This is a genomic window from Brevibacterium salitolerans, assembly GCF_039531405.1.
Taxonomy (GTDB): domain Bacteria; phylum Actinomycetota; class Actinomycetes; order Actinomycetales; family Brevibacteriaceae; genus Brevibacterium; species Brevibacterium salitolerans.
The window spans coordinates 244,260-262,386 of sequence record NZ_BAAAPZ010000008.1; the positions used below are offsets into that span (position 1 = coordinate 244,260).

An 18,127-nucleotide genomic window follows, 5' to 3' on the forward strand; every position below is an offset into this window, starting at 1 on the left:
CGCTCGCGTCTGTTACGACAAGGGAAGCGCTTCCACCGTCACGTCGCGTGAGGCGAGCGCTTCCGTGACCAGGCGCGGGATCTCCGCGTCTGAGGTCTTCGCCGTGATCCGCAGATACGTCCAGCCGCGGTCCCGCATGGCCTGTTCGCGCCGGATGTCGTGCTCCCACTGGTCTGCGTCGAGGCGGTGGTGAGCGCCCTCGTACTCGATCGCGATCTTCAGGGCGGGGTACGCGAGGTCCGGGTGCAGGACCGCGAAGCCCACGTCCACGGAGTGCCCCACTGTGGGTTCGGGCAGGCCTGCGTCCACAAGCAGGAGGCGCAGCCGGGTCTCCTGCGGCGAGCCGACTCCGGCCCGCGCCCTGCTCAGCGCTGAGCGCAGGCGCGCTTTCCCCGGGAACCGTGGCCACTCCGGCAGTCGCGCTGCGATGTCCGCGGGGGTGGAGAGCGCTGTGGAGCGCCACGGGCCGCAGATCGCATCGATGACGTCCACCAGCTGACGTTCGATGAGCAGCGAGGAGATCTGCCTCAGCGTCTGGCGGGGCGAGGTGACGGTGACGCCGTAGAACCACCAGACTTCTGCCTCTGCGGGACGGTGCACGTGGTGACCGGGAACCAGGCTGAAGCTCTTGAGCGGAGTGAGGTCGAGAGGCTGCGCAGAAGCAGAAGCAGAAGCAGAAGCAGGCAGGGGCCAGCCGTAGAGGTGCGCCGCTGTCAGATGGGACACGGCCATGGCAGGCTTCTTCAGCTGCACGGCGGCGGCTGTGTTCCGTACGGCCGTCCACGTGTCATCAGCCCACTCGGGCACCCACATCAGTGCGACCTCGGACGGGTGCGCGAAGACTCCGGGCGCGAGGGGCCGCCGCGCGGGGCGGGCCTTCACCACGCTGCCGAGCCGGTGCCGGCCCTTCGCCGCGCGGTCCTCTCCTGCCTGTCCCGCAGCTGAACGGCCCTCCGCCGAGGCCGCGGTGAGCAGGACCGGAATCTTCTCCGGCCGTTCGGGACAGCTCCAAGCTGCCGGCGTCCGCCGGGCTGGGCTGCTGCGCGCTGCGGCGCGGCGTCCAGCCGAGGTGGTGCCGGGCGTGCGGGAGACGGGGACCCGGTCCTGGGCAGGGGAGCCGGGATGCTGGGTATCGGCCTTGCCGGAGTCTGTGTGCATGGAGGCCAGCGTGGAGGCCTCGGCAGGCTCATGTGCGGGGATGCCCTCGGCTGTGGAAGGAACGCGCGATGCCCACGAGCGCGTGTGCGCGGGGGAGTCGCTCTGCGGAGGTGGCTTGTGACGCAGAGTGGTAAGCAGACGGGAACACGGAGCATGAACGTTCCCGTCTGCGGATCCGCCCGGTCTGCTGCGCATATGCGGCGGATCCGCAGATGCGAAGGCTGGGCCCGGGTTGCCCGGCGCTCCCTGCAGCGGCTCAGGGTCACCCCACGATGGGGCGCTCCTCCGGGAAGCGGTAGAGGCGGATGAGGGAGCGCTGCGACAGGGCGCTCGCGAGTGTGATGGTGCCGAGGCGGCCCACGAGCATGAGCACGGAGAGCACGTAGAGTCCGGCGTCGGAGGTGTGTCCGCTCACCCCGGAGGTGAGGCCGCAGGTCGCGAAGGCGCTGATGACCTCGAACAGCACGAGGTCCAGCGGGTCGCCGGTGATGCTCACCATCACGAGCGTCCCGAGGAACACGGTGGTGCCTCCGGCCAGCAGGACGGAGACCGCCAGCCGCACCGAGCCCGGCGCGATGCGGCGGCCGAACGCCGTGGCGTCAGTGGCTCCCCGCGCCTCCGCCACCGCGGCGAGGATGAGGACCGCGAGGGTCGTCACCTTGATCCCGCCGGCCGTGGACGAGGAGCCGCCGCCGATGAACATGAGGATGTCGAAGACGAGGTGGGTGGCCTGCGACATCTCCGCCATCTCCATGGTGGCGAAACCCCCGGACCGGGGCATGATCGCCATGAACATGGCCTCCAGCCCGGTCTGCGCCCAGTTCTTGCCCCCGAGGGTGCGAGGGTTGCCGGCTTCGAAGAGCAGCTGCAGCACGAAGGCCACGAGGACGAGCACGACGGAGGTGGTGAGCGTGAGCTTGGTGTGGAGATCCCACTTCCGCGGCCTGTTCCAGTAGATGCTCATGATGAAGATGACGGGGAAGCCCAGCGAGCCGACGAACACGCTGGCGCCGATGACGGTGAGGATCCACGGATCGTCCGCGAAGTAGGCCATCCCGCCGGGGTGGATCGTGAACCCGGCGTTGTTGAACGAGGAGATCGAGTAGAAGACGGAGTGCCACAGGGCGTCCGTCCAGGCATCCCCGCGTGCGAGGAAGCGGGGGAGGAGGAGCAGCGCGACCACCGCCTCGGCGGTCACCACCGTCACGAGCACGGCGCGGAGCAGTGAGCCCACCCTGCCGAGGGCGGACTCCCCGGTGGCCTGTGCCGCGATCATCCGCTGGCGCACTCCCAGCCGCTTGGACATCGCCATGCCCAGCAGGGAGGCGAGCGTGAGGATCCCCAGGCCGCCCATCTGGATGCCCGCGATGATCACGCCCACGCCGAAGTCCGACCAGTACTCCTGCGTCTCCACCGAGGTGAGCCCGGTGACGGACACGGCGGACACCGCGACGAAGACGGAGTCCGCCAGCGAGCGGTCCTGCGGATCCTCGTAGGAGATCGGCAGGGAGAGGAGGAGCACGAAGACGACGACGACCAGGCAGAACGCGCCTATCGCCAGTCGCGCAGGACTGGTGCCCGCGAGATCGTCGACGAAGTCGCGCAGACCGCGGACGAGCCGACGAAGACGGTTGCCGTGTCGAATCACGGAGCCATCGTAGCCCCGGTGCCGGGCCTTCCGGCCGTCCGTGAGGTTAGAGTGGCCCCATGGACAGCCGTGATCTCGATCTCTTCGTCGCCTGGGGAGATGCCTTCACCGAATACGACTTCGGTCCCAGCCACCCCATGCATCCCATCCGGCTGGACCTCACAGCCAAGCTCGCAGGCGAGTACGGGCTGTTCGACCATCCGCGCATCACGGTGTCCGACATCCCGGACGTCGACGAGGACTTCCTGGGCCGGATCCACACGCAGGACTTCGTGAGCGCGGTCAAGCAGGCGGGGGCCTCGGACCACCTGGACGAGGAGTTCCAGCGGGAGTGGGGAGTGGGCACCGAGGACGTGCCGCGGTTCGAGAAGATCCACGAGGCCTCGGGCCGGATCTTCCAGGCGGGGATCGAGGTGGGGCGCGCCGTGGCGAGCGGTCGCTACACCCGTGCCGTGAACTTCTGCGGCGGCATGCACCACGCCATGAGCAACAGGGCCGCGGGGTTCTGCGTCTACAACGACGTGGCCGCGACCCTCACCACGCTGCTGGACGCCGGCTACCAGCGCATCGCCTACGTGGACTTCGACGCGCACCACGGCGACGGCGTCGAGACGATCTTCTGGGACGATCCGCGCGTGCTCACCGTCTCCTTCCACGAGAACGGCCGGTTCCTGTTCCCCGGCACGGGCTTCGCCAATGACATCGGCGGGATGCAGGCCGCGGCCTCGGCGGTGAACCTGGCGCTGCCGCCGCGCACGGACGACCCGGACTGGCTCCGCGCGATCGACGCGGTCCTCCCGCAGGTGCTGCGGGGCTTCCAGCCTCAGATCCTCGTGACGCAGCACGGCTGCGACGGGCACCGCGTGGATCCGCTCACCCATCTGCGCTTGAGCATCGACGGCATGCGGGAGGCCGCGCTGCTGGTGCGGAGCCTGTCCGAGGAGCTGTGCGACGGGCGCTGGATCGCCACGGGCGGGGGCGGCTACTCCATCCTCGACGTGGTGCCGCGCGCGTGGACGCAGCTCATCGCGATCGCCGCCGGTGCGGATCTGGACCCGCACACGGAGCTGCCGAGCCGATGGCGGAAGTACGCGGAGACGATGGTGGGTCGCGAGGCGCCGCTCATGATGACGGACGGATTCGACGGCGGCTTCCGCTCCTGGGCGCACGGCTACGATCCCGAGGCCGACCTCGACCGCGCCGTCATGGCCACCCGCAAGAGCATCTTCCCCTTCTTCGGCCTGGATGCTTATTACGATTAGTGAGTGCCCGGCAAGGCGCGCGCTGGGACCTACTGCACGTTCACCCGCGACCGTCTGCGACGGTGAGAGCGGTTTTGCCCTTGCTGACCGTGCGGCGATATGATTGACCGGCTATGTTCCGCCGGTGGCGCAGTCGCGTTCACCGGAACTTCGAGTCAATGAGGTTTGCCTGTGGGTTCCGTCATCAAGAAGCGTCGCAAGCGTATGTCGAAGAAGAAGCACCGCAAGCTGCTTCGGAAGACGCGTCACCAGCGCCGCAACAAGAAGTAAGACTTCTTTGAGCAAGCAGACCCCGTTCGGCACGTCGAGTCGACGGGGGTTTGTTTTGGGAGGGGTCCGATGAGCGGCTGCGAGATCACCGTGATCACGCGTGCGGACTGCGGTCTGTGCACCGCGGCCGAGGCCGTGGTCGCGGCGGTGGCCGCCTCCCGCCCGGTGACCGTCGCGACGGTCGACGTCGACGCGGATCCGGAACTGAGGGCCAAGTACGACTGGGACGTGCCGGTGGTGCTGGTCGACGGCAGACAGGTGGGCTTCCACCGGATCGACCGCGCCCGCCTGGAACGTGCGGTGGACTCGAGGCTCGCCGCACGCCGGGCCTGATCCCCGGCGGAAGGCTTCCCCGCGGGAGGCCGCGGGTGCGCAGTGACAGCAGTCCGTCGACGGCTGCGGAGACGGTGTGGAGGAGAGGAGAGCGAGCCGCGGTGGCACAGTCCCTGCCGGACCTTCCGGCGTCCGGTGATGCGGGCAGATCCGTGCCGCTCCCTGCGGTGACCCGCATGCCCGTCTACCTTGCCGCAGTCGAATCGCTGCTGGCGGAGGGCATCAGCACCGTCTCCTCCGAGGCGCTGGCCGCGGCCTGCGGCGTGGGCGCCTCCATCGTCCGCCGCGACCTCACCCATGCCGCGCCCGTGGGCCGGCGGGGAGTGGGCTACGACACCGCGGAGCTCGCAGCGGCCATCAGGGCGTTCCTGCGCGTGGACCGTGCCCGCCCGCTGGGGATCGTCGGCGCCGGCCGGCTGGGCACGGCGCTGGCCCACTACCTCTCGGACCCGCGCCACGGCTTCGAGATCCGCGCCGTCTTCGACGCGGACCCGGACCGCGTGGGCCAGCCGGTGGGCAGCCTCACGGTCAGCGCCGAATCCGATTTCCGCGAGATCGCACGCGCGCGCGGGCTGGAGCTGCTCGTGGTCGCCGTCCCCGGGTCTGCGGCACAGGGCGTGACGGACATGGTGGCCGGCACCTCGGTCACGGGCCTGCTGAACTTCGCGCCGGTGCCCGTGCGGGCGCCTGCGGGCGTGAGCGTGCGCAACGTCGATCTGGCGACCGAGCTGCAGGTGCTCTCGCACTTCGCCCCTGCGAGCGGGGGCGCGGACGGAGAGGCGGCCGACCCGCTGCCTGCGAACACGAAGACTGGAGTCTGAGAAGTGACCGACCTCGTTCTGGGCGTCTCGCACCGCTCCGCACCCATGTCCCTGCTGGACGCCCTCGCGCTCACGGGCGACGGGCAGGACCGGCTGGCCGAACTCGCCCTCGGCGGCGACTACGTGGACGGTGCGATGGTGCTCTCCACCTGCAACCGGCTGGAGATCATCGCGGACGTGAAGTCCTTCCACGGCGGCCTCGCGGACCTGGGCTCGGCGCTCGTCTCCGTCACCGGGATCGACTGGCAGGAGCTCGCCCACCACGTGTTCGTGCTCTTCGGCGAAGGCGCGGACGAGCACCTGCTCACCCTCGCCGCGGGCCTCGACTCGATGGCCGTGGGGGAGGCCCAGATCCTGGGTCAGCTGCGGCAGACCTACTCGCAGGCGCAGGAGCGGGGTCAGCTCACCGGGGATCTCAGCCGCACCGTCCAGGAGGCGCTGCGGGTGGGCAAGCGGGCGCACGCGGAGACGGAGCTCGACTCCGTCGCCGGTTCCCTCCTGGACGCCGCCCTCGTCCGGGCGCAGGAGCACATCGGCCCGCTCGAGACTGCCGACGTCCTCATCGTGGGCGCCGGCGCGATGTCCGGTCTCGTCGCCGCGACCCTGCACCGTGCGGGAGCCGGCTCCCTCACCATCCTCAACCGCACACTGGAGCGCGCCCAGCGGCTGGCCGCCTCCGTTGACGGTCGCGCCGTGGAGTTCACCTACGAGGCGCTGCCCGCGGAGATCGCGAAGGCGGACCTCGTCGTGTCCGTGATCGGCAGCCGCGGCACGCTCATCGACAAGGACACCGTCACGCAGTCGCTCGTGCACCTGGACGATCCGCACGACCCGGCCCACACGTTCTTCATCGACCTCGCCCTGCCCTTCGACGTGGATCCGAACGTGGAGGAGCACTCGTTCGTCCGGATGATCGGCCTCGAAGGCCTCTCCTCCATGTTCGCGGACACGGAGTACACGGCCTCCTCCGGTGTGGTCGACGTCATCAGCCGGGTCCGCGCCATCATCCGCGAGGAGATGGCCGCGCTGTCCGCCGGCCGCCGGGCGCGCACCATCGCCCCCACCGTCACCGCGCTGCGGAAGCAGGCCGGAGCGGTCGTCTCGCGGGAGATCGAGAAGCTCGAGAAGCGCCTGGGCGACAGGCTGGCCGAGGAGGACATGCACGCCGTCCGGAGGTCGCTGCGGCAGGTCGCGACGACGCTCATCCACACCCCCACCGTGAAGGTCAAGGAGCTCACCGCGGACGAGCACGAGCAGGTCGACTACGCCGCCGCGCTCACCATGCTCTTCGACCTGCAGCGGTCCCCGTCCCCGGTCGAGACGGCCAGGCCGGGAAGCGCAGACACCCCGGCCGCCGAGGCCGCAGCAGGAGCGACGATGACGAACGATCCGCAGCCCGGCGCACAGGGCGGCCACTCCCGCGCGCAGGGCAGCCACTACGTCGCGGCGGACGGGACCAGCCCGGTCGCCTCCCACACCCTCGACGTCGTGGAGCCGGAGAGGCCCACGGGCCGCACGGTCCGGCTGGGCACGCGCCGTTCGCAGCTCGCCCGCTCGCAGTCCACCGCGGTCGCCCAGCAGCTGGCCGCGCAGACGGGCATGCGGGTGGAGATCGTGGAGGTCGTCACCGAGGGCGATGTGAACATGACGCCGCTGGCCAGCTTCGGCGGAGCAGGCGTGTTCGTGTCCTCGGTGCGCTCCGCGCTGCTCACGGGCAAGGTGGACATCGCGGTGCACTCGCTCAAGGACCTGCCGACGGCTCCGGCGCCGGGCATCAGCCTGGCCGCGGTGCCGCCGCGGGTGGATCCCTCCGACGTCCTCATCGCCCGCGACGGGCTCACGCTCGCGCAGCTGCCCGCCGGCAGCGTGGTGGGCACGGGCTCGCCGCGCCGTGCCGCGCAGCTCCGCGCCGCCCGCCCGGACATCGAGGTCACCGGCGTGCGCGGAAACGTCGACACCCGCATCCGTCACGTGACCGAGGGCCGGCTCGACGCCGTGGTGCTCGCCGCGGCCGGTGTGCGCCGGCTGGGCCGTCTCGCGGAGGTCACGGACGTGCTCGACTCCTCCGTCATGCTCCCGGCCCCGGGCCAGGGCGCGCTCGCGATCGAATGCCGCGACGCGGACGCGGAGCTCACCGGGGACGACGCTTCGCTGCGCGCCGCGCTGTCCGGCCTCCACGACGAGGCGACTATGCTGGCGGTGCTCTGCGAGCGCGCCATCCTCACCCGGGCCGAGGCCGGGTGCTCCGCGCCGATCGGCGCGATCGCGCACCTCGAGGGGCATTCGCTCGAGGTCACGGGAGTGCTCGCGGACGATGCCGGGAAGCTGCTGCGCGTGAGCCGGATGGCGCAGCTGCCGCGGCGCAGCTCGGGCACGGAGGCGTCCGAGGTGCGGCATGCGGCCAAGGCGCTGGGCGGGGAGGTCGCCGAGGAGCTGCTCACCGGCCTCGGCATCGACCCCCGGCAGGCGCAGGGCGCCAATGCGCCGGAGACCCATCTGGATCCCGCGAGCGCACCGGAGACGGCGGCACCCGTGACGGCGCCGGCGGGAGCATCCATCAGCACGACCAGGACGGAAGAGGGAGGCGCGAGTGAAGGCACCGGACGCTGAGGCGAGGCGGGCGGGGCTCACCGCTCCCATGGTGTGCTTCCTGGGCGCCGGCCCGGGGGACCCCGCTCTCGTGACGCACAGGGGGACCGAGCTCCTCGCGGCCGCGGACCTGGTGGTCTCGGATGAGCCGCGGCACGCGGCGATCGTCGAGGAGTTCGTGCCCGCCGCCACCCCGCGCACGGACGCCGCGGAGCTCGGCCAGGCGGCCACCACCCGCGGCCGGAAGCTCGCGGGGCTGGCGCGTGAGCACGGGCTCGTCGTCCGGATCGTCCCGCACGACGGCGTCCTGTTCTCCACCACCACGGACGAGGCCGCCGCGGTCCGCCGGCAGGGCGTGGACTTCGAGATCGTCCCGGGCGTGGGCCTGGCGGCGACAGCGACGGCGTTCACGGGTGCGCCCGTGACGACCAACCGCGTGCGCTCCGTGCGCTTCGTGGAGGCCGGCGAGCAGTCGCACGTGGACGTCTCCAAGCACCGCAACACGGGCCACGTGCTCACCGGTTCGCGCGAGGACGTGGTCTCCGCGCTCGGCGCGCTGCTGGGCGACGGCTGGGACCCGGAGACCCCTGTCCTGCTGAGTGCGGATCTCTCGACCGTCTCGCAGCTGAGCGTCGAGTCGACCTTCGGCGCGGCGGCGGAGCTCACCCGGGAGACCTTCGCGGAGTCCGCGCAGGTCACCATGCTGTTCGGCCAGGGCGTCGAGCAGCATGCGGAGCTCGACTGGTTCGAGACCCGGCCGCTGTTCGGCTGGCGCGTGCTCATCCCGCGTACCAAGGAGCAGGGCTCGCAGACCGTCCGGGCGCTGTCCGAGCTGGGCGCCACCGGCACCATCGTGCCCACCATCGCCATCCAGCCCCCGCGCACGCCCACGCAGATGGAGCGCGCCATCCAGGGCCTCGTCAACGGCGACTACCAGTGGGTGGGGTTCACCAGCGTGAATGCGGTCCGCGCGGTCCGCGAGTGGTTCGACGACTTCGGCCTCGACGCCCGCGCCCTGGCCGGGGTGCGCGTGGCCGCGGTCGGAGGCCCCACCGCGCGGGCGCTCGAGGACTGGGGCGTGGCCCCGGACCTCGTGCCCACCGGTGAGCACTCCGCCCGCGGCCTCGTCGAGGACTGGCCGGACCGCGACCCGCTCGTGGACCCGGTGGGACGCGTGCTCCTGCCGCGTGCGGACATCGCCACCGAGGTGCTCGTGGAGGGGCTCACGGAACGCGGCTGGGACGTCCACGACGTCACGGCGTACCGCACCGTGCGCGCCGCGCCGCCCCCGGCTCCCATCCGCGAGTCGATCAAGGCCGGCGACTTCGACGCCGTCCTCTTCACCTCCTCCTCCACGGTGCGCAATCTGGTGGGCATCGCCGGGAAGCCCCCGGCCAGCACCGTCGTCGCCTGCATCGGTCCTGCCACGGCGCAGACGGCGGAGGACAATGGACTCGAGGTCGACGTGCTCGCCGAGGAGGCGAACATGGGATCCCTGATCTCCGGCCTGGTCGACCATGCCGTGCGCCGGCGCGCAGAGGCCCTTGCCGCCGGCCGTGCCCCGCTGCGCCCCTCACAGGGCCGCACCGTCAAGAGAAGGTGAGTCAGATGTCCTCCGTCCCCGCCTATCAGCTGGCCCACGGCACCGTCCGTCCGCGCCGCCTGCGCCGCACTCCCGCCGTACGCCGGATGGTCCGCGAGACGCGCCTGCACCCGGCGGAGCTCGTGCTCCCACTGTTCGTCAAGGAGGGTCTGCGAGAGCCGGCTCCGCTGACCTCCATGCCCGGCGTCGTCCAGCACACCCTGGACTCGCTCGCAGAGGCGGCGAGGGAGGCCGCCGAGGCCGGCGTGGGCGGGCTCATGCTGTTCGGCATCCCCGAGGTGAGGGACGAGACCGGATCCCAGGCGGACGATCCGGACGGCATCCTCAACCGTGCGATCGCCCGTCTGCGTGAGGAGGTGGGCGAGGACACCGTCATCATGGCCGACCTCTGCCTGGACGAGTTCACCTCGCACGGCCACTGCGGCGTCCTCGACGCGACCGGTGCGGTGGACAACGACGCCACCCTGGACAGGTACGCGGCGATGGCAGTGGCGCAGGCCGAGGCCGGCGTGGACGTGGTGGGCCCCTCCGGCATGATGGATGGGCAGATCGCCGCGATCCGCCATGCGCTCGACTCCGCCGGCCACACGGACGTCATCGTGCTGGCCTACTCCGCCAAGTACTCCTCGGCGTTCTACGGTCCCTTCCGCGAGGCCGTGGACTCGCAGCTGTCCGGCGACCGCCGCACCTACCAGCAGGATCCCGGCAACGGCCGCGAGGCGCTGCGCGAACTCGAACTGGACCTCGCCGAGGGCGCTGACATCGTCATGATCAAGCCGGGGATGCCGTATCTGGACGTGCTCGCCGAGGCCGCCGCCGTGTCCTCCGTGCCGGTCTGGGCCTATCAGATCTCCGGTGAGTACGCGATGATCGAGTTCGCCGCCGCGGCGGGTGCGATCGATCGGAAGCCGGCGATCCTCGAGAGCCTCACCGCCTTCAAGCGGGCCGGTGCGGACTCGGTGCTCACCTACTGGGCCGTGGAGGCCGCGAACTGGATCCGGGAGGACAGGTCGTGAGGCTGCGGAACTGTGCGCGCTGGGCGCTTGTGTCCTGGATCCGCGAGGAGCTCCCGTGAGCCCGCGGCGCGGCAGCCGCCGGGGACGGATCGCCGGACTGCGCACGGAGTCGGCATGACGGCGCAGGTGCGGTGGCTGGACGGGGAGGAGCAGGCGGCCTGGAGGTCGTTCCTCGACTCCCACCAGCTGCTCATGTCGAAGCTCGACGCGGAGCTGCGCGAGGCCTCACCGCTGGGACTCACGGAGTACACCGTCCTCGTGCGGCTGTCCGAGTCGGACGACCACGCCCTGCGCATGGCGACGCTGGCAGCGGACACGGGACTGTCCCGGTCCCGCCTCACGCACATCGTGAGCCGGCTGGAGGAGCGCGGGATCGTCTGCCGCGACAAGTCGCCGGAGGACCGGCGAGGCGTGCAGTGCCGCCTCACGGAGGACGGCTTCGCGCTCCTGCGCGAGACCGCGCCCGTCCACGTGGGCGGTGTGCGCGAGCACCTCGTCGATCTGCTGAGCCGGGAGCAGATCGAGCAGATGACCAGCATCTTCACCACGGTGCTCGCGCACATGCGCGCACTGCCGTCCCGGTCCGGGCGCACACCGGCCGCCTGTCCCGGACCCGTGGCACCGCGCAGCGCCCCGGACACGCAGACCTGAGGCCGCCTGCGAGCACCGGCCACCGCACGCATCCGACCCGAGACCGCACGCATCCGCACGAGGGAGACACCATGACACAGGCAGCAGAGAATCCTCAGTCCGCGACGCCGAGACGGTCGTCCTCGGCGCGCTCGCAGGAGCTCTTCGACCGCGCCCGCGCCGTGATCCCGGGAGGCGTGAACTCCCCGGTCCGCGCCTTCGGTGCCGTGGGCGGCACGCCCCGCTTCATCGACCACGCGGAGGGCGCGACCCTCGTGGACGCGGACGGGCGCGAGTACATCGACCTCATCGGCTCCTGGGGTCCCATGATCCTGGGCCATGCGCATCCGGAGGTCGTGGCGGCAGTTCAGGCCGCTGCGGCGAAGGGCTTCAGCTTCGGCACCCCGGCGGCGGCCGAGGTCGAGCTGTGCGAGGCGATCGTCGCCCGCGTGGATCCCCTCGACGAGGTGCGGCTGGTGAACTCCGGCACGGAGGCCACCATGTCCGCGATCCGCCTGGCGCGCGGCGTCACGGGGCGGGCGAAGATCGTGAAGTTCGCCGGCTGCTACCACGGTCACGTCGACTCCCTGCTCGCGGCGGCGGGCTCCGGCCTGGCGACCTTCTCCCTGCCGGACACCCCGGGGGTGACGGGAGCCTCGGCGGCGGACACCCTCGTCCTGCCCTACAACGACCAGGAGGCGCTGGCCGCGGCGTTTGCGGAGCACGGCGACGAGATCGCCTGCGTCATCACGGAGGCGAGCCCCGGCAACATGGGCGTCGTGCCGCCGGCGGACGGCTTCACGAACGCCATCCGCCGTCTCACCAGGGAACACGGCGCGCTCATGATCTCCGACGAGGTGATGACCGGCTTCCGCGTCTCCGAGGCGGGCTGGTACGGCTACGAATCGCAGCGGGTGGGCTACCCGGAGGGTCCCGCGGACCTCTTCACCTTCGGCAAGGTGATGGGCGGCGGCTTCCCGGCCGCGGCCTTCGGCGGACGGCGCGAGGTCATGGAGCACCTGGCCCCGGCCGGGCCGGTCTATCAGGCGGGCACGCTCTCCGGGAACCCCGTGGCCTCGGCGGCGGGTCTCACCACTCTGCGGCTGACCACGGAGCTGGACGTGTACTCGCACCTGGAGCACGCGGCGGACACCCTGCGCGCGGCCGTCTCGCAGGAGCTCACGGCGGCCTCCGTGCCGCACCGCGTGCAGAGCGCCAACTCGATGTTCTCCGTGTTCTTCACGGACCGCCCGGTGCGGAACTACGAGGACGCCAGGGCGCAGGACACCGCTGCGCACTCCGCGTTCTTCACCTCCATGCTGGAGTCCGGGATCCATCTCCCGCCGTCCGCGTTCGAGGCGTGGTTCCTGTCCTACGCGCACACGGACGAGGTGCTCGAACGGATCGTCGCCGCGCTCCCGGCCGCGGCTCAGGCGGCGGCCCGCGCGCAGGGCTGAACGCAGAGACCTCCGTGGTGGGCTGGGGCGGTCTCGATCTGTCCCACCCGCCCGCGCTGAACGCAGAGACCAGGAGACACATCACATGGCGCAGCTGCGCATCCACCTCGTGAGGCACGGCGAGGTCTACAACCCGCACGGCATCCTCTACGGGCGCATGCCCGGCTACCACCTGTCCGAGCGCGGCTTCGAGATGGCCGCGCGGGTGGCGGAGGCGCTGCCGGAGAGGGACCCGCACATCTGCGAGGTCGCGGCCTCGCCGCTGCTGCGCGCCCAGCAGACGGCCGCCCCCCTCGCGCAGGCGCTGGGGCTGGAGGTGGGCGTCGAGGAGCGCGTCATCGAGGCGGGCAACGACTTCGAGGGCAGCCACGTGACCGCGCGCGGAGTGCTCACCACCCCGGAGTGGCTGTACATGGCCCGCAACCCGCTGCGGCCCTCGTGGGGCGAGCCCTACCTGGCGCAGGCGCTGCGAGTGCGCGCGGCGATGATGTCCATGCGTGCGCGGCTGGCGACGGCGGCCGCGGCGCGCGGGCTCGAGGAGGCCTCGGGCGTGCTCGTCTCGCACCAGCTCCCCATCTGGTCGACCCGCCTGTTCACGGAGGGCCGGCCACTCGCGCACGACCCGCGCAGGCGCCAGTGCGCGCTGGCCTCGCTCACCACGTTCTCAGACGGATCCGGCACACTGGACACCGTGGTTTACGAGGACATCGCCGGCGACATGCCGCTCACACAGCCGGGGACGGGCGCATGAGGCGATCCCGCTCCCTCCACCTCCCTCCCTTCACCTCGCAGTCGCATCCCGCCGCCGGTCGCTCCCGTCCGCTCGCGGGGCCGGGCGGCGAGCATCTCACCACCCGCCGCGCCGCCCTGGCCGGTCTGGGCCTGGCGGGGCTGGCGCTCGCGGGCTGCGGGAGCTCGGGTTCGGAGAACCTCGCCCGGCAGGCCGACTCCGGCGACGAGAAGGGCTACGTCTCCGGCGAGGGCGTGATCACGGAGGTCGCCGAGGCCGACCGCGGCGAGCCGCTCGACCTCGCCTTCACGACGCTCACGGGCGAGGAGACCTCGCTGGCCGCGTGGCGGCCCAAGGTCGTCGCGATCAATCTCTGGTACGCCGCCTGCCCGCCCTGCCGTGTCGAGGCCCCGGACCTCAACGCGGTCTACGAGGAGTACGCGGGAGAGGTCGAGTTCCTGGGCGCCAATGTGCGCGACGAGGCCCCCACCGCGGAGTCCTTCGTGCGCACCTTCGAGGTGCCCTACCCCATCATGATCGACTCGGAGGGGGAGATGGTGGCCCTGCTGTCGTCCATCCTCCCGCCCCAGGCCACCCCGTCCACCGTCATCCTCGACGCCTCCGGCCGTGCCGCCGCCCGCGTCGTGGGTGCGGCGAGCGCCTCGACCCTGCGCGGTCTCATCGAGGGCGCGATGGCAGGATGAGCCTCCTCGCTGCCGGCCTCGATGCCTCCGGCGTGGGAGCCTCCTTCGCGGACACCGTGCTCAACGGCCCGCTGGTGCTCGCGGTGCTGGTCTCCCTCGCCGCCGGGGCCGTCTCCTTCGCCTCCCCGTGCGTCCTGCCGCTCGTGCCCGGCTACATCGGCTACGTCACGGGTCTGAGCGGCACCTCGCTGGAGGACCGCAAGACCGCCCGGGTGGTGCTGGGGGTGAGCCTGTTCGTCCTGGGCTTCGCGGTGGTGTTCGTGCTCCTGGGTGCGGCGTTCTCCGCGATCGGTCTCTTCTTCGCCCAGTGGACGGACGTGCTGGTGCGCGTGCTGGGGCTGGTGGTGATCCTCGCCGGCGTCGTGTTCATGGGCGGGATACCGTTCCTGCAGCGCACGGCGCAGGTGACCCGGCGCCCCAGGGCGGGTCTGGCCGGAGCCCCGGTGCTGGGCGCGGTGTTCGCGCTGAGCTGGGCCCCGTGCATGGGCCCCACGCTCGCGGCGGTGCTCGCACTGGCGACGAGCTTCGGGGCGGACGGCGCGGTGGGACGGGGCACCTTCCTCACCTTCGTGTACTGCCTGGGGCTGGGCATCCCGTTCGTCGTCGTCGCCTACCTCATCCACAAGGGGATGGGCCGGCTGCGCTGGGTGCGGGAACACCAGGTGGGGATCATGCGCGCGGGCGGCATCATGCTCATCCTGCTGGGCCTGGTGCTGCTCAGCGGTCTGTGGACGCAGTGGATCAACAGCCTGCAGGGCACGATCGCCGGCTTCGAAGTGGTGATCTGAGTGAGTGCGGAGGACCCAGTGGAGAACCAGGACGGTGCGGAGGCCCGGGACACCGGCGGTGCATTCAGCGTCGGAGCACGCGAGCACCAGGTGCTGGAGCCCGGCGCGGCGGAGTCCGGCGGCGGGTCCGGGAAGAAGCAGAGGACCAAGGCCGCCCCGGCGGACATCGGGGTGGTCGGAATGCTGCGCTGGGCCTGGCGGCAGCTCACCACCATGCGCGCGGCCCTCATCCTGCTGCTCGTGCTCGCCCTCGCGGCGATCCCCGGCTCCCTGCTGCCGCAGCGCATTCAGGATCCCGCCACCGTGGCCCGCTTCATCGAGGAGAACGGCACGCTCGGCGAGGTGCTGGACGCCGTCCAGCTCTTCGACGTCTACTCGTCGTTCTGGTTCTCCGCCGTCTACATCCTCCTCATGGTCTCCCTGGTGGGCTGCATCGTCCCCCGCACCAAGCAGCACTGGAAGGCCATGCGGCAGCAGCCGCCCAAGGCTCCGCGCCGGCTCAGCCGGATGCCGGTGTACCGGACGCTGCCGCTGTCCGCGGAGGGCGATGCGTCTGCGGCTGCGGGCTCGGGGACGGAGACGGCCTCGGGGATGACGGCGGCCTCGGGTGCGGACGGGAGTGCGGCGGCCTCCGCCGCGCCCCGCACCCGGGAACAGCTGCTCGACCGGGCCGAATCCGTGCTGCGCCGCGCCGGCTACCGGGTGGCCCGCTCCGAGGACCACGTCGCGGCCGAGCGCGGCCATCTCCGCGAGACCGGCAACCTCCTCTTCCACATCTCGATCCTCGGCGTCGTCATCGTCATGGCGCTGGGCGGCCTGCTGGGCTACTCCGGGCAGCGCGTGCTCGTGGAGGGGGAGACCTTCACCAACTCCCTCGTCTCCTACGACTCCTTCGAGCCGGGCGCCTATTTCGACCCGGACGCGCTCGTGGACTACCGGCTCACCCTCGACGACTTCGAGACCCGGTGGGACGATCAGGCGACCGGCGCGCAGTTCGGCCAGCCGCGGCTCTTCGACGCGAAGGTGACGCTGTCCCGCGGCGAGGAGTCGCAGCAGCTCATGCTCCGTCCCAATGAGCCCGTCCGCGTCGACGGCTCCCGGGTGTACCTGCTGGGCAACGGCTACGCACCCGTGGTGACGGTGCGCAACGGAGCGGGGGACGTGACGTTCTCCGGTCCCGTGGTGTTCCTGCCACAGGACGGGGCCAACACCTCGCGCGGCGTGGTGAAGGTCCCGGACTCCGGGACGGACGAGCAGCTGGGCTTCGTCGGCGTCTTCCTCCCCACCGCCGCGCAGAACGAGAACGGCGAGCTCTACTCGCAGTTCGCGGAGCTGCGGAACCCGCTCCTCGTGATGAGCGCCTTCGAGGGCGACCTGGGGCTGGACTCCGGGACGCCGCAGTCCGTGTACGAACTGGACGCGGACGAGATGACGGAGCTCACGGAGCCGGACGGCAGTCCGCTGCAGCTCGTCCTCACGCCGGGCGACACCGTGGAGCTGCCGGGCGGGCGCGGCTCCATCACCCTGGACGACGTGCGCAAGTACGTCGGCATGGACATCCGGCACGATCCGGCCCAGGTGTGGATGCTGCCGTTCACGGCGGCGCTGTTCCTGGGGCTGGCGGCCTCCCTGTTCGTCCCGCGCAGGCGCGTGTGGGTGCGCGTGCGGGGCGAGGAGGTCGAGGTCGCGGGCCTGGCACGCGGCGAGGACCCGCGGGTGGAGGCCGCGGTGGAGGACATCGCGAGGAGACTGGAACTGGAATCCCCACGCTGAGAGGTTCTACTCTGTGTAGAACGCCTGCGGTTCAGCCACGGGGACCGGGTCTGCGCGGGCAGACCCGACGAGGACGAGGCATGAGGAAGAAGCTCACATGAATGTCAACACACTGCTGGCCGAATGGTCGGATCTGCTGATCTACTCGGCCATCGCGGTCTACGCGGTCGCCTTCATCATGTACGCCTTCGACCTGTTCGGTCCGGGGTTCGTCCGCGGGATCGGTGCGCAGACCGGGGCCGAGGCCGGGACGAGGGGTGCGCGCTCCGGCCGTGCGTCCGGAGCGGAGGCGGGGCGTGAGGACGCGCGGAGCTCCGCCGCCGGAGCCTCCGGGGACTCCGCACGCAGCGCGGGTGCGGCAGCCGCGGCGGACGCCGGCGCGGGCCGGTCCGGGGCCTCGGCGACGGCAGTGCTCGAGACCGCCGCGGCGGAGGGCACCGGGGACGGAGCCGAGGATGCGCAGGCGAGCGGCGGAGACGGTTCCGCTCCCGTCTCGGAGCGCCGGCTGCGGCGCTGGGCCCGGGTGGGCACGGCGCTGACCGTCCTCGCCGCGCTCCTGCAGCTGGGGGCGATCGTCACCCGCACGGCTGCCGTCATGCGGGTCCCGTGGTCCAACCTCATGGAGTACGCGCTCATCGCCTCCGCGTTCGTGGCGGTCGGCTACATCGTGCTGCTGTTCTTCAAGGACGTCCGCTATCTGGGCACCATGGTCACCGGTGCGGTGCTGCTGACACTGGGTCTGTGCATCACCGTGTTCTACACGCCCGCGGCCGGGATCATCCCCGCGCTGGACAACTACTGGATCTGGATCCACGTGCCGATCGCGATCCTCTCCACGGTGCTGCTCTCCCTGTCCGCGTGCATGGCGGCGGTGCAGATCCTCAAGGCGTGGAGCGAGGGCCGGGAGACGGTGCCGGGCGTCCTGCGGTTCGTCCGCGCGCTGCCGTCCTCGGAGGACCTCGAGCGGACCTCCTACCGGCTCGCCGCCGTGGGCTTCGTGACGTGGACCTTCACGCTGCTGGCCGGTGCCTTCTGGGCGGAGATCGCCTGGGGCCGCTACTGGGGCTGGGACGCCAAGGAGATCTGGACGTTCGTGGTGTGGGTGGTCTACGCGGCCTACCTGCACGCACGAGCCACCCGCGGCTGGACAGCGACGCGCGTGGCGGTGCTCAACCTCATCGGCGTGGCGACGATCCTCTTCAACGCCACGATCGTGAACACCTACTTCGACGGCCTGCACTCCTACGCCGGAGTCTGACCCGCCGCGCTCGCGGTGCGGCCGGGGCGGGGCGCGGCGCAATATGCCGCTGAGGGCCCGGCCGTTCGCCTTCCCACCCACGTATAG

Annotated in this window: 16 protein-coding genes; 14 read left to right on the plus strand and 2 right to left on the minus strand. The window is 71.5% G+C overall.

Annotation, left to right across the window (positions count from 1 at the left end; translation table 11 throughout):
• Positions 1 to 12: 12 nt before the first annotated feature.
• Positions 13 to 1,158: an endonuclease domain-containing protein gene (locus ABD240_RS11030; RefSeq protein ID WP_344337236.1), complete on the minus strand. Its 1,146-nt coding sequence runs from the start codon at positions 1,156 to 1,158 to the stop codon at positions 13 to 15.
• Positions 1,159 to 1,420: 262 nt separating this feature from the next.
• Entirely contained in the window at positions 1,421 to 2,806 is a 1,386-nt protein-coding gene (locus tag ABD240_RS11035; RefSeq protein WP_291793388.1) for a TrkH family potassium uptake protein, read from the minus strand.
• 59 nt (positions 2,807 to 2,865) lie between these two features.
• Here ABD240_RS11035 and ABD240_RS11040 point away from each other — a divergent pair, with 59 nt between their 5' ends.
• From ABD240_RS11040 to ccsB, 14 genes are all read left to right on the plus strand, one after another.
• On the plus strand, positions 2,866 to 4,068 hold the full coding sequence (locus ABD240_RS11040) for an acetoin utilization protein AcuC (protein WP_291793390.1): 1,203 nt from the start codon (positions 2,866 to 2,868) through the stop codon (positions 4,066 to 4,068).
• 171 nt (positions 4,069 to 4,239) lie between these two features.
• Positions 4,240 to 4,338, plus strand: a complete 99-nt coding sequence (locus ABD240_RS11045; protein WP_005504750.1) for a 30S ribosomal protein bS22 — start codon at positions 4,240 to 4,242, stop codon at positions 4,336 to 4,338.
• Positions 4,339 to 4,407: 69 nt separating this feature from the next.
• Positions 4,408 to 4,671 carry a glutaredoxin family protein gene (locus tag ABD240_RS11050; RefSeq protein WP_344337239.1) on the plus strand — a complete coding sequence of 88 codons (264 nt, stop codon included), beginning with the start codon at positions 4,408 to 4,410 and terminating at the stop codon, positions 4,669 to 4,671.
• Positions 4,672 to 4,823: 152 nt separating this feature from the next.
• Positions 4,824 to 5,492, plus strand: a complete 669-nt coding sequence (locus ABD240_RS11055; RefSeq protein WP_291793430.1) for a redox-sensing transcriptional repressor Rex — start codon at positions 4,824 to 4,826, stop codon at positions 5,490 to 5,492.
• A 3-nt stretch (positions 5,493 to 5,495) separates the two neighbouring features.
• Entirely contained in the window at positions 5,496 to 8,102 is a 2,607-nt protein-coding gene (hemA, locus tag ABD240_RS11060; protein WP_291793394.1) for a glutamyl-tRNA reductase, read from the plus strand.
• 28 nt (positions 8,103 to 8,130) lie between these two features.
• Complete coding sequence (locus ABD240_RS11065) at positions 8,131 to 9,684, plus strand: uroporphyrinogen-III synthase (RefSeq protein ID WP_425547014.1); 1,554 nt, start codon at positions 8,131 to 8,133, stop codon at positions 9,682 to 9,684.
• A 5-nt stretch (positions 9,685 to 9,689) separates the two neighbouring features.
• The gene (gene hemB / locus ABD240_RS11070; RefSeq protein ID WP_291793397.1) at positions 9,690 to 10,700 is read left to right on the plus strand and encodes a porphobilinogen synthase; all 1,011 of its coding nucleotides are present in this window, start codon (positions 9,690 to 9,692) and stop codon (positions 10,698 to 10,700) included.
• A gap of 114 nt (positions 10,701 to 10,814) precedes the next feature.
• Positions 10,815 to 11,351, plus strand: coding sequence for a MarR family winged helix-turn-helix transcriptional regulator (locus ABD240_RS11075; protein ID WP_291793400.1), 537 nt, complete (start codon positions 10,815 to 10,817; stop codon positions 11,349 to 11,351).
• Positions 11,352 to 11,422: 71 nt separating this feature from the next.
• Positions 11,423 to 12,787, plus strand: coding sequence for a glutamate-1-semialdehyde 2,1-aminomutase (hemL, locus tag ABD240_RS11080; protein WP_291793403.1), 1,365 nt, complete (start codon positions 11,423 to 11,425; stop codon positions 12,785 to 12,787).
• 85 nt (positions 12,788 to 12,872) lie between these two features.
• The gene (locus tag ABD240_RS11085) at positions 12,873 to 13,538 is read left to right on the plus strand and encodes a histidine phosphatase family protein (RefSeq protein ID WP_291793406.1); all 666 of its coding nucleotides are present in this window, start codon (positions 12,873 to 12,875) and stop codon (positions 13,536 to 13,538) included.
• Positions 13,535 to 14,221 carry a TlpA family protein disulfide reductase gene (locus ABD240_RS11090; RefSeq protein ID WP_291793410.1) on the plus strand — a complete coding sequence of 229 codons (687 nt, stop codon included), beginning with the start codon at positions 13,535 to 13,537 and terminating at the stop codon, positions 14,219 to 14,221. The genes ABD240_RS11085 and ABD240_RS11090 overlap by 4 nt, the downstream gene beginning before the upstream one ends.
• Positions 14,218 to 15,009: a cytochrome c biogenesis CcdA family protein gene (locus tag ABD240_RS11095; protein WP_344337245.1), complete on the plus strand. Its 792-nt coding sequence runs from the start codon at positions 14,218 to 14,220 to the stop codon at positions 15,007 to 15,009. The genes ABD240_RS11090 and ABD240_RS11095 overlap by 4 nt, the downstream gene beginning before the upstream one ends.
• Before the next feature lie 18 nt (positions 15,010 to 15,027).
• Positions 15,028 to 16,782 (plus strand): cytochrome c biogenesis protein ResB, encoded by a 1,755-nt coding sequence (resB, locus tag ABD240_RS11100; RefSeq protein ID WP_344337247.1) that lies wholly within the window; start codon positions 15,028 to 15,030, stop codon positions 16,780 to 16,782.
• Between the two features lie 97 nt (positions 16,783 to 16,879).
• Complete coding sequence (gene ccsB / locus ABD240_RS11105) at positions 16,880 to 18,040, plus strand: c-type cytochrome biogenesis protein CcsB (protein WP_291793416.1); 1,161 nt, start codon at positions 16,880 to 16,882, stop codon at positions 18,038 to 18,040.
• Positions 18,041 to 18,127 lie beyond the last annotated feature (87 nt).

Bases quoted from the DNA above. Each gene is read 5' to 3' on its own strand.
- ABD240_RS11040 (WP_291793390.1), top strand. From the start codon at position 2,866: ATGGACAGCCGTGATCTCGATCTCTTCGTCGCCTGGGGAGATGCCTTC.
- ABD240_RS11030 (WP_344337236.1), bottom strand. From the start codon at position 1,158: ATGCACACAGACTCCGGCAAGGCCGATACCCAGCATCCCGGCTCCCCT.
- ABD240_RS11090 (WP_291793410.1), top strand. From the start codon at position 13,535: ATGAGGCGATCCCGCTCCCTCCACCTCCCTCCCTTCACCTCGCAGTCG.
- ABD240_RS11050 (WP_344337239.1), top strand. From the start codon at position 4,408: ATGAGCGGCTGCGAGATCACCGTGATCACGCGTGCGGACTGCGGTCTG.
- ccsB (WP_291793416.1), top strand. From the start codon at position 16,880: ATGAATGTCAACACACTGCTGGCCGAATGGTCGGATCTGCTGATCTAC.
- hemL (WP_291793403.1), top strand. From the start codon at position 11,423: ATGACACAGGCAGCAGAGAATCCTCAGTCCGCGACGCCGAGACGGTCG.
- ABD240_RS11085 (WP_291793406.1), top strand. From the start codon at position 12,873: ATGGCGCAGCTGCGCATCCACCTCGTGAGGCACGGCGAGGTCTACAAC.
- hemB (WP_291793397.1), top strand. From the start codon at position 9,690: ATGTCCTCCGTCCCCGCCTATCAGCTGGCCCACGGCACCGTCCGTCCG.
- ABD240_RS11095 (WP_344337245.1), top strand. From the start codon at position 14,218: ATGAGCCTCCTCGCTGCCGGCCTCGATGCCTCCGGCGTGGGAGCCTCC.
- ABD240_RS11065 (WP_425547014.1), top strand. From the start codon at position 8,131: ATGGTGTGCTTCCTGGGCGCCGGCCCGGGGGACCCCGCTCTCGTGACG.
- ABD240_RS11075 (WP_291793400.1), top strand. From the start codon at position 10,815: ATGACGGCGCAGGTGCGGTGGCTGGACGGGGAGGAGCAGGCGGCCTGG.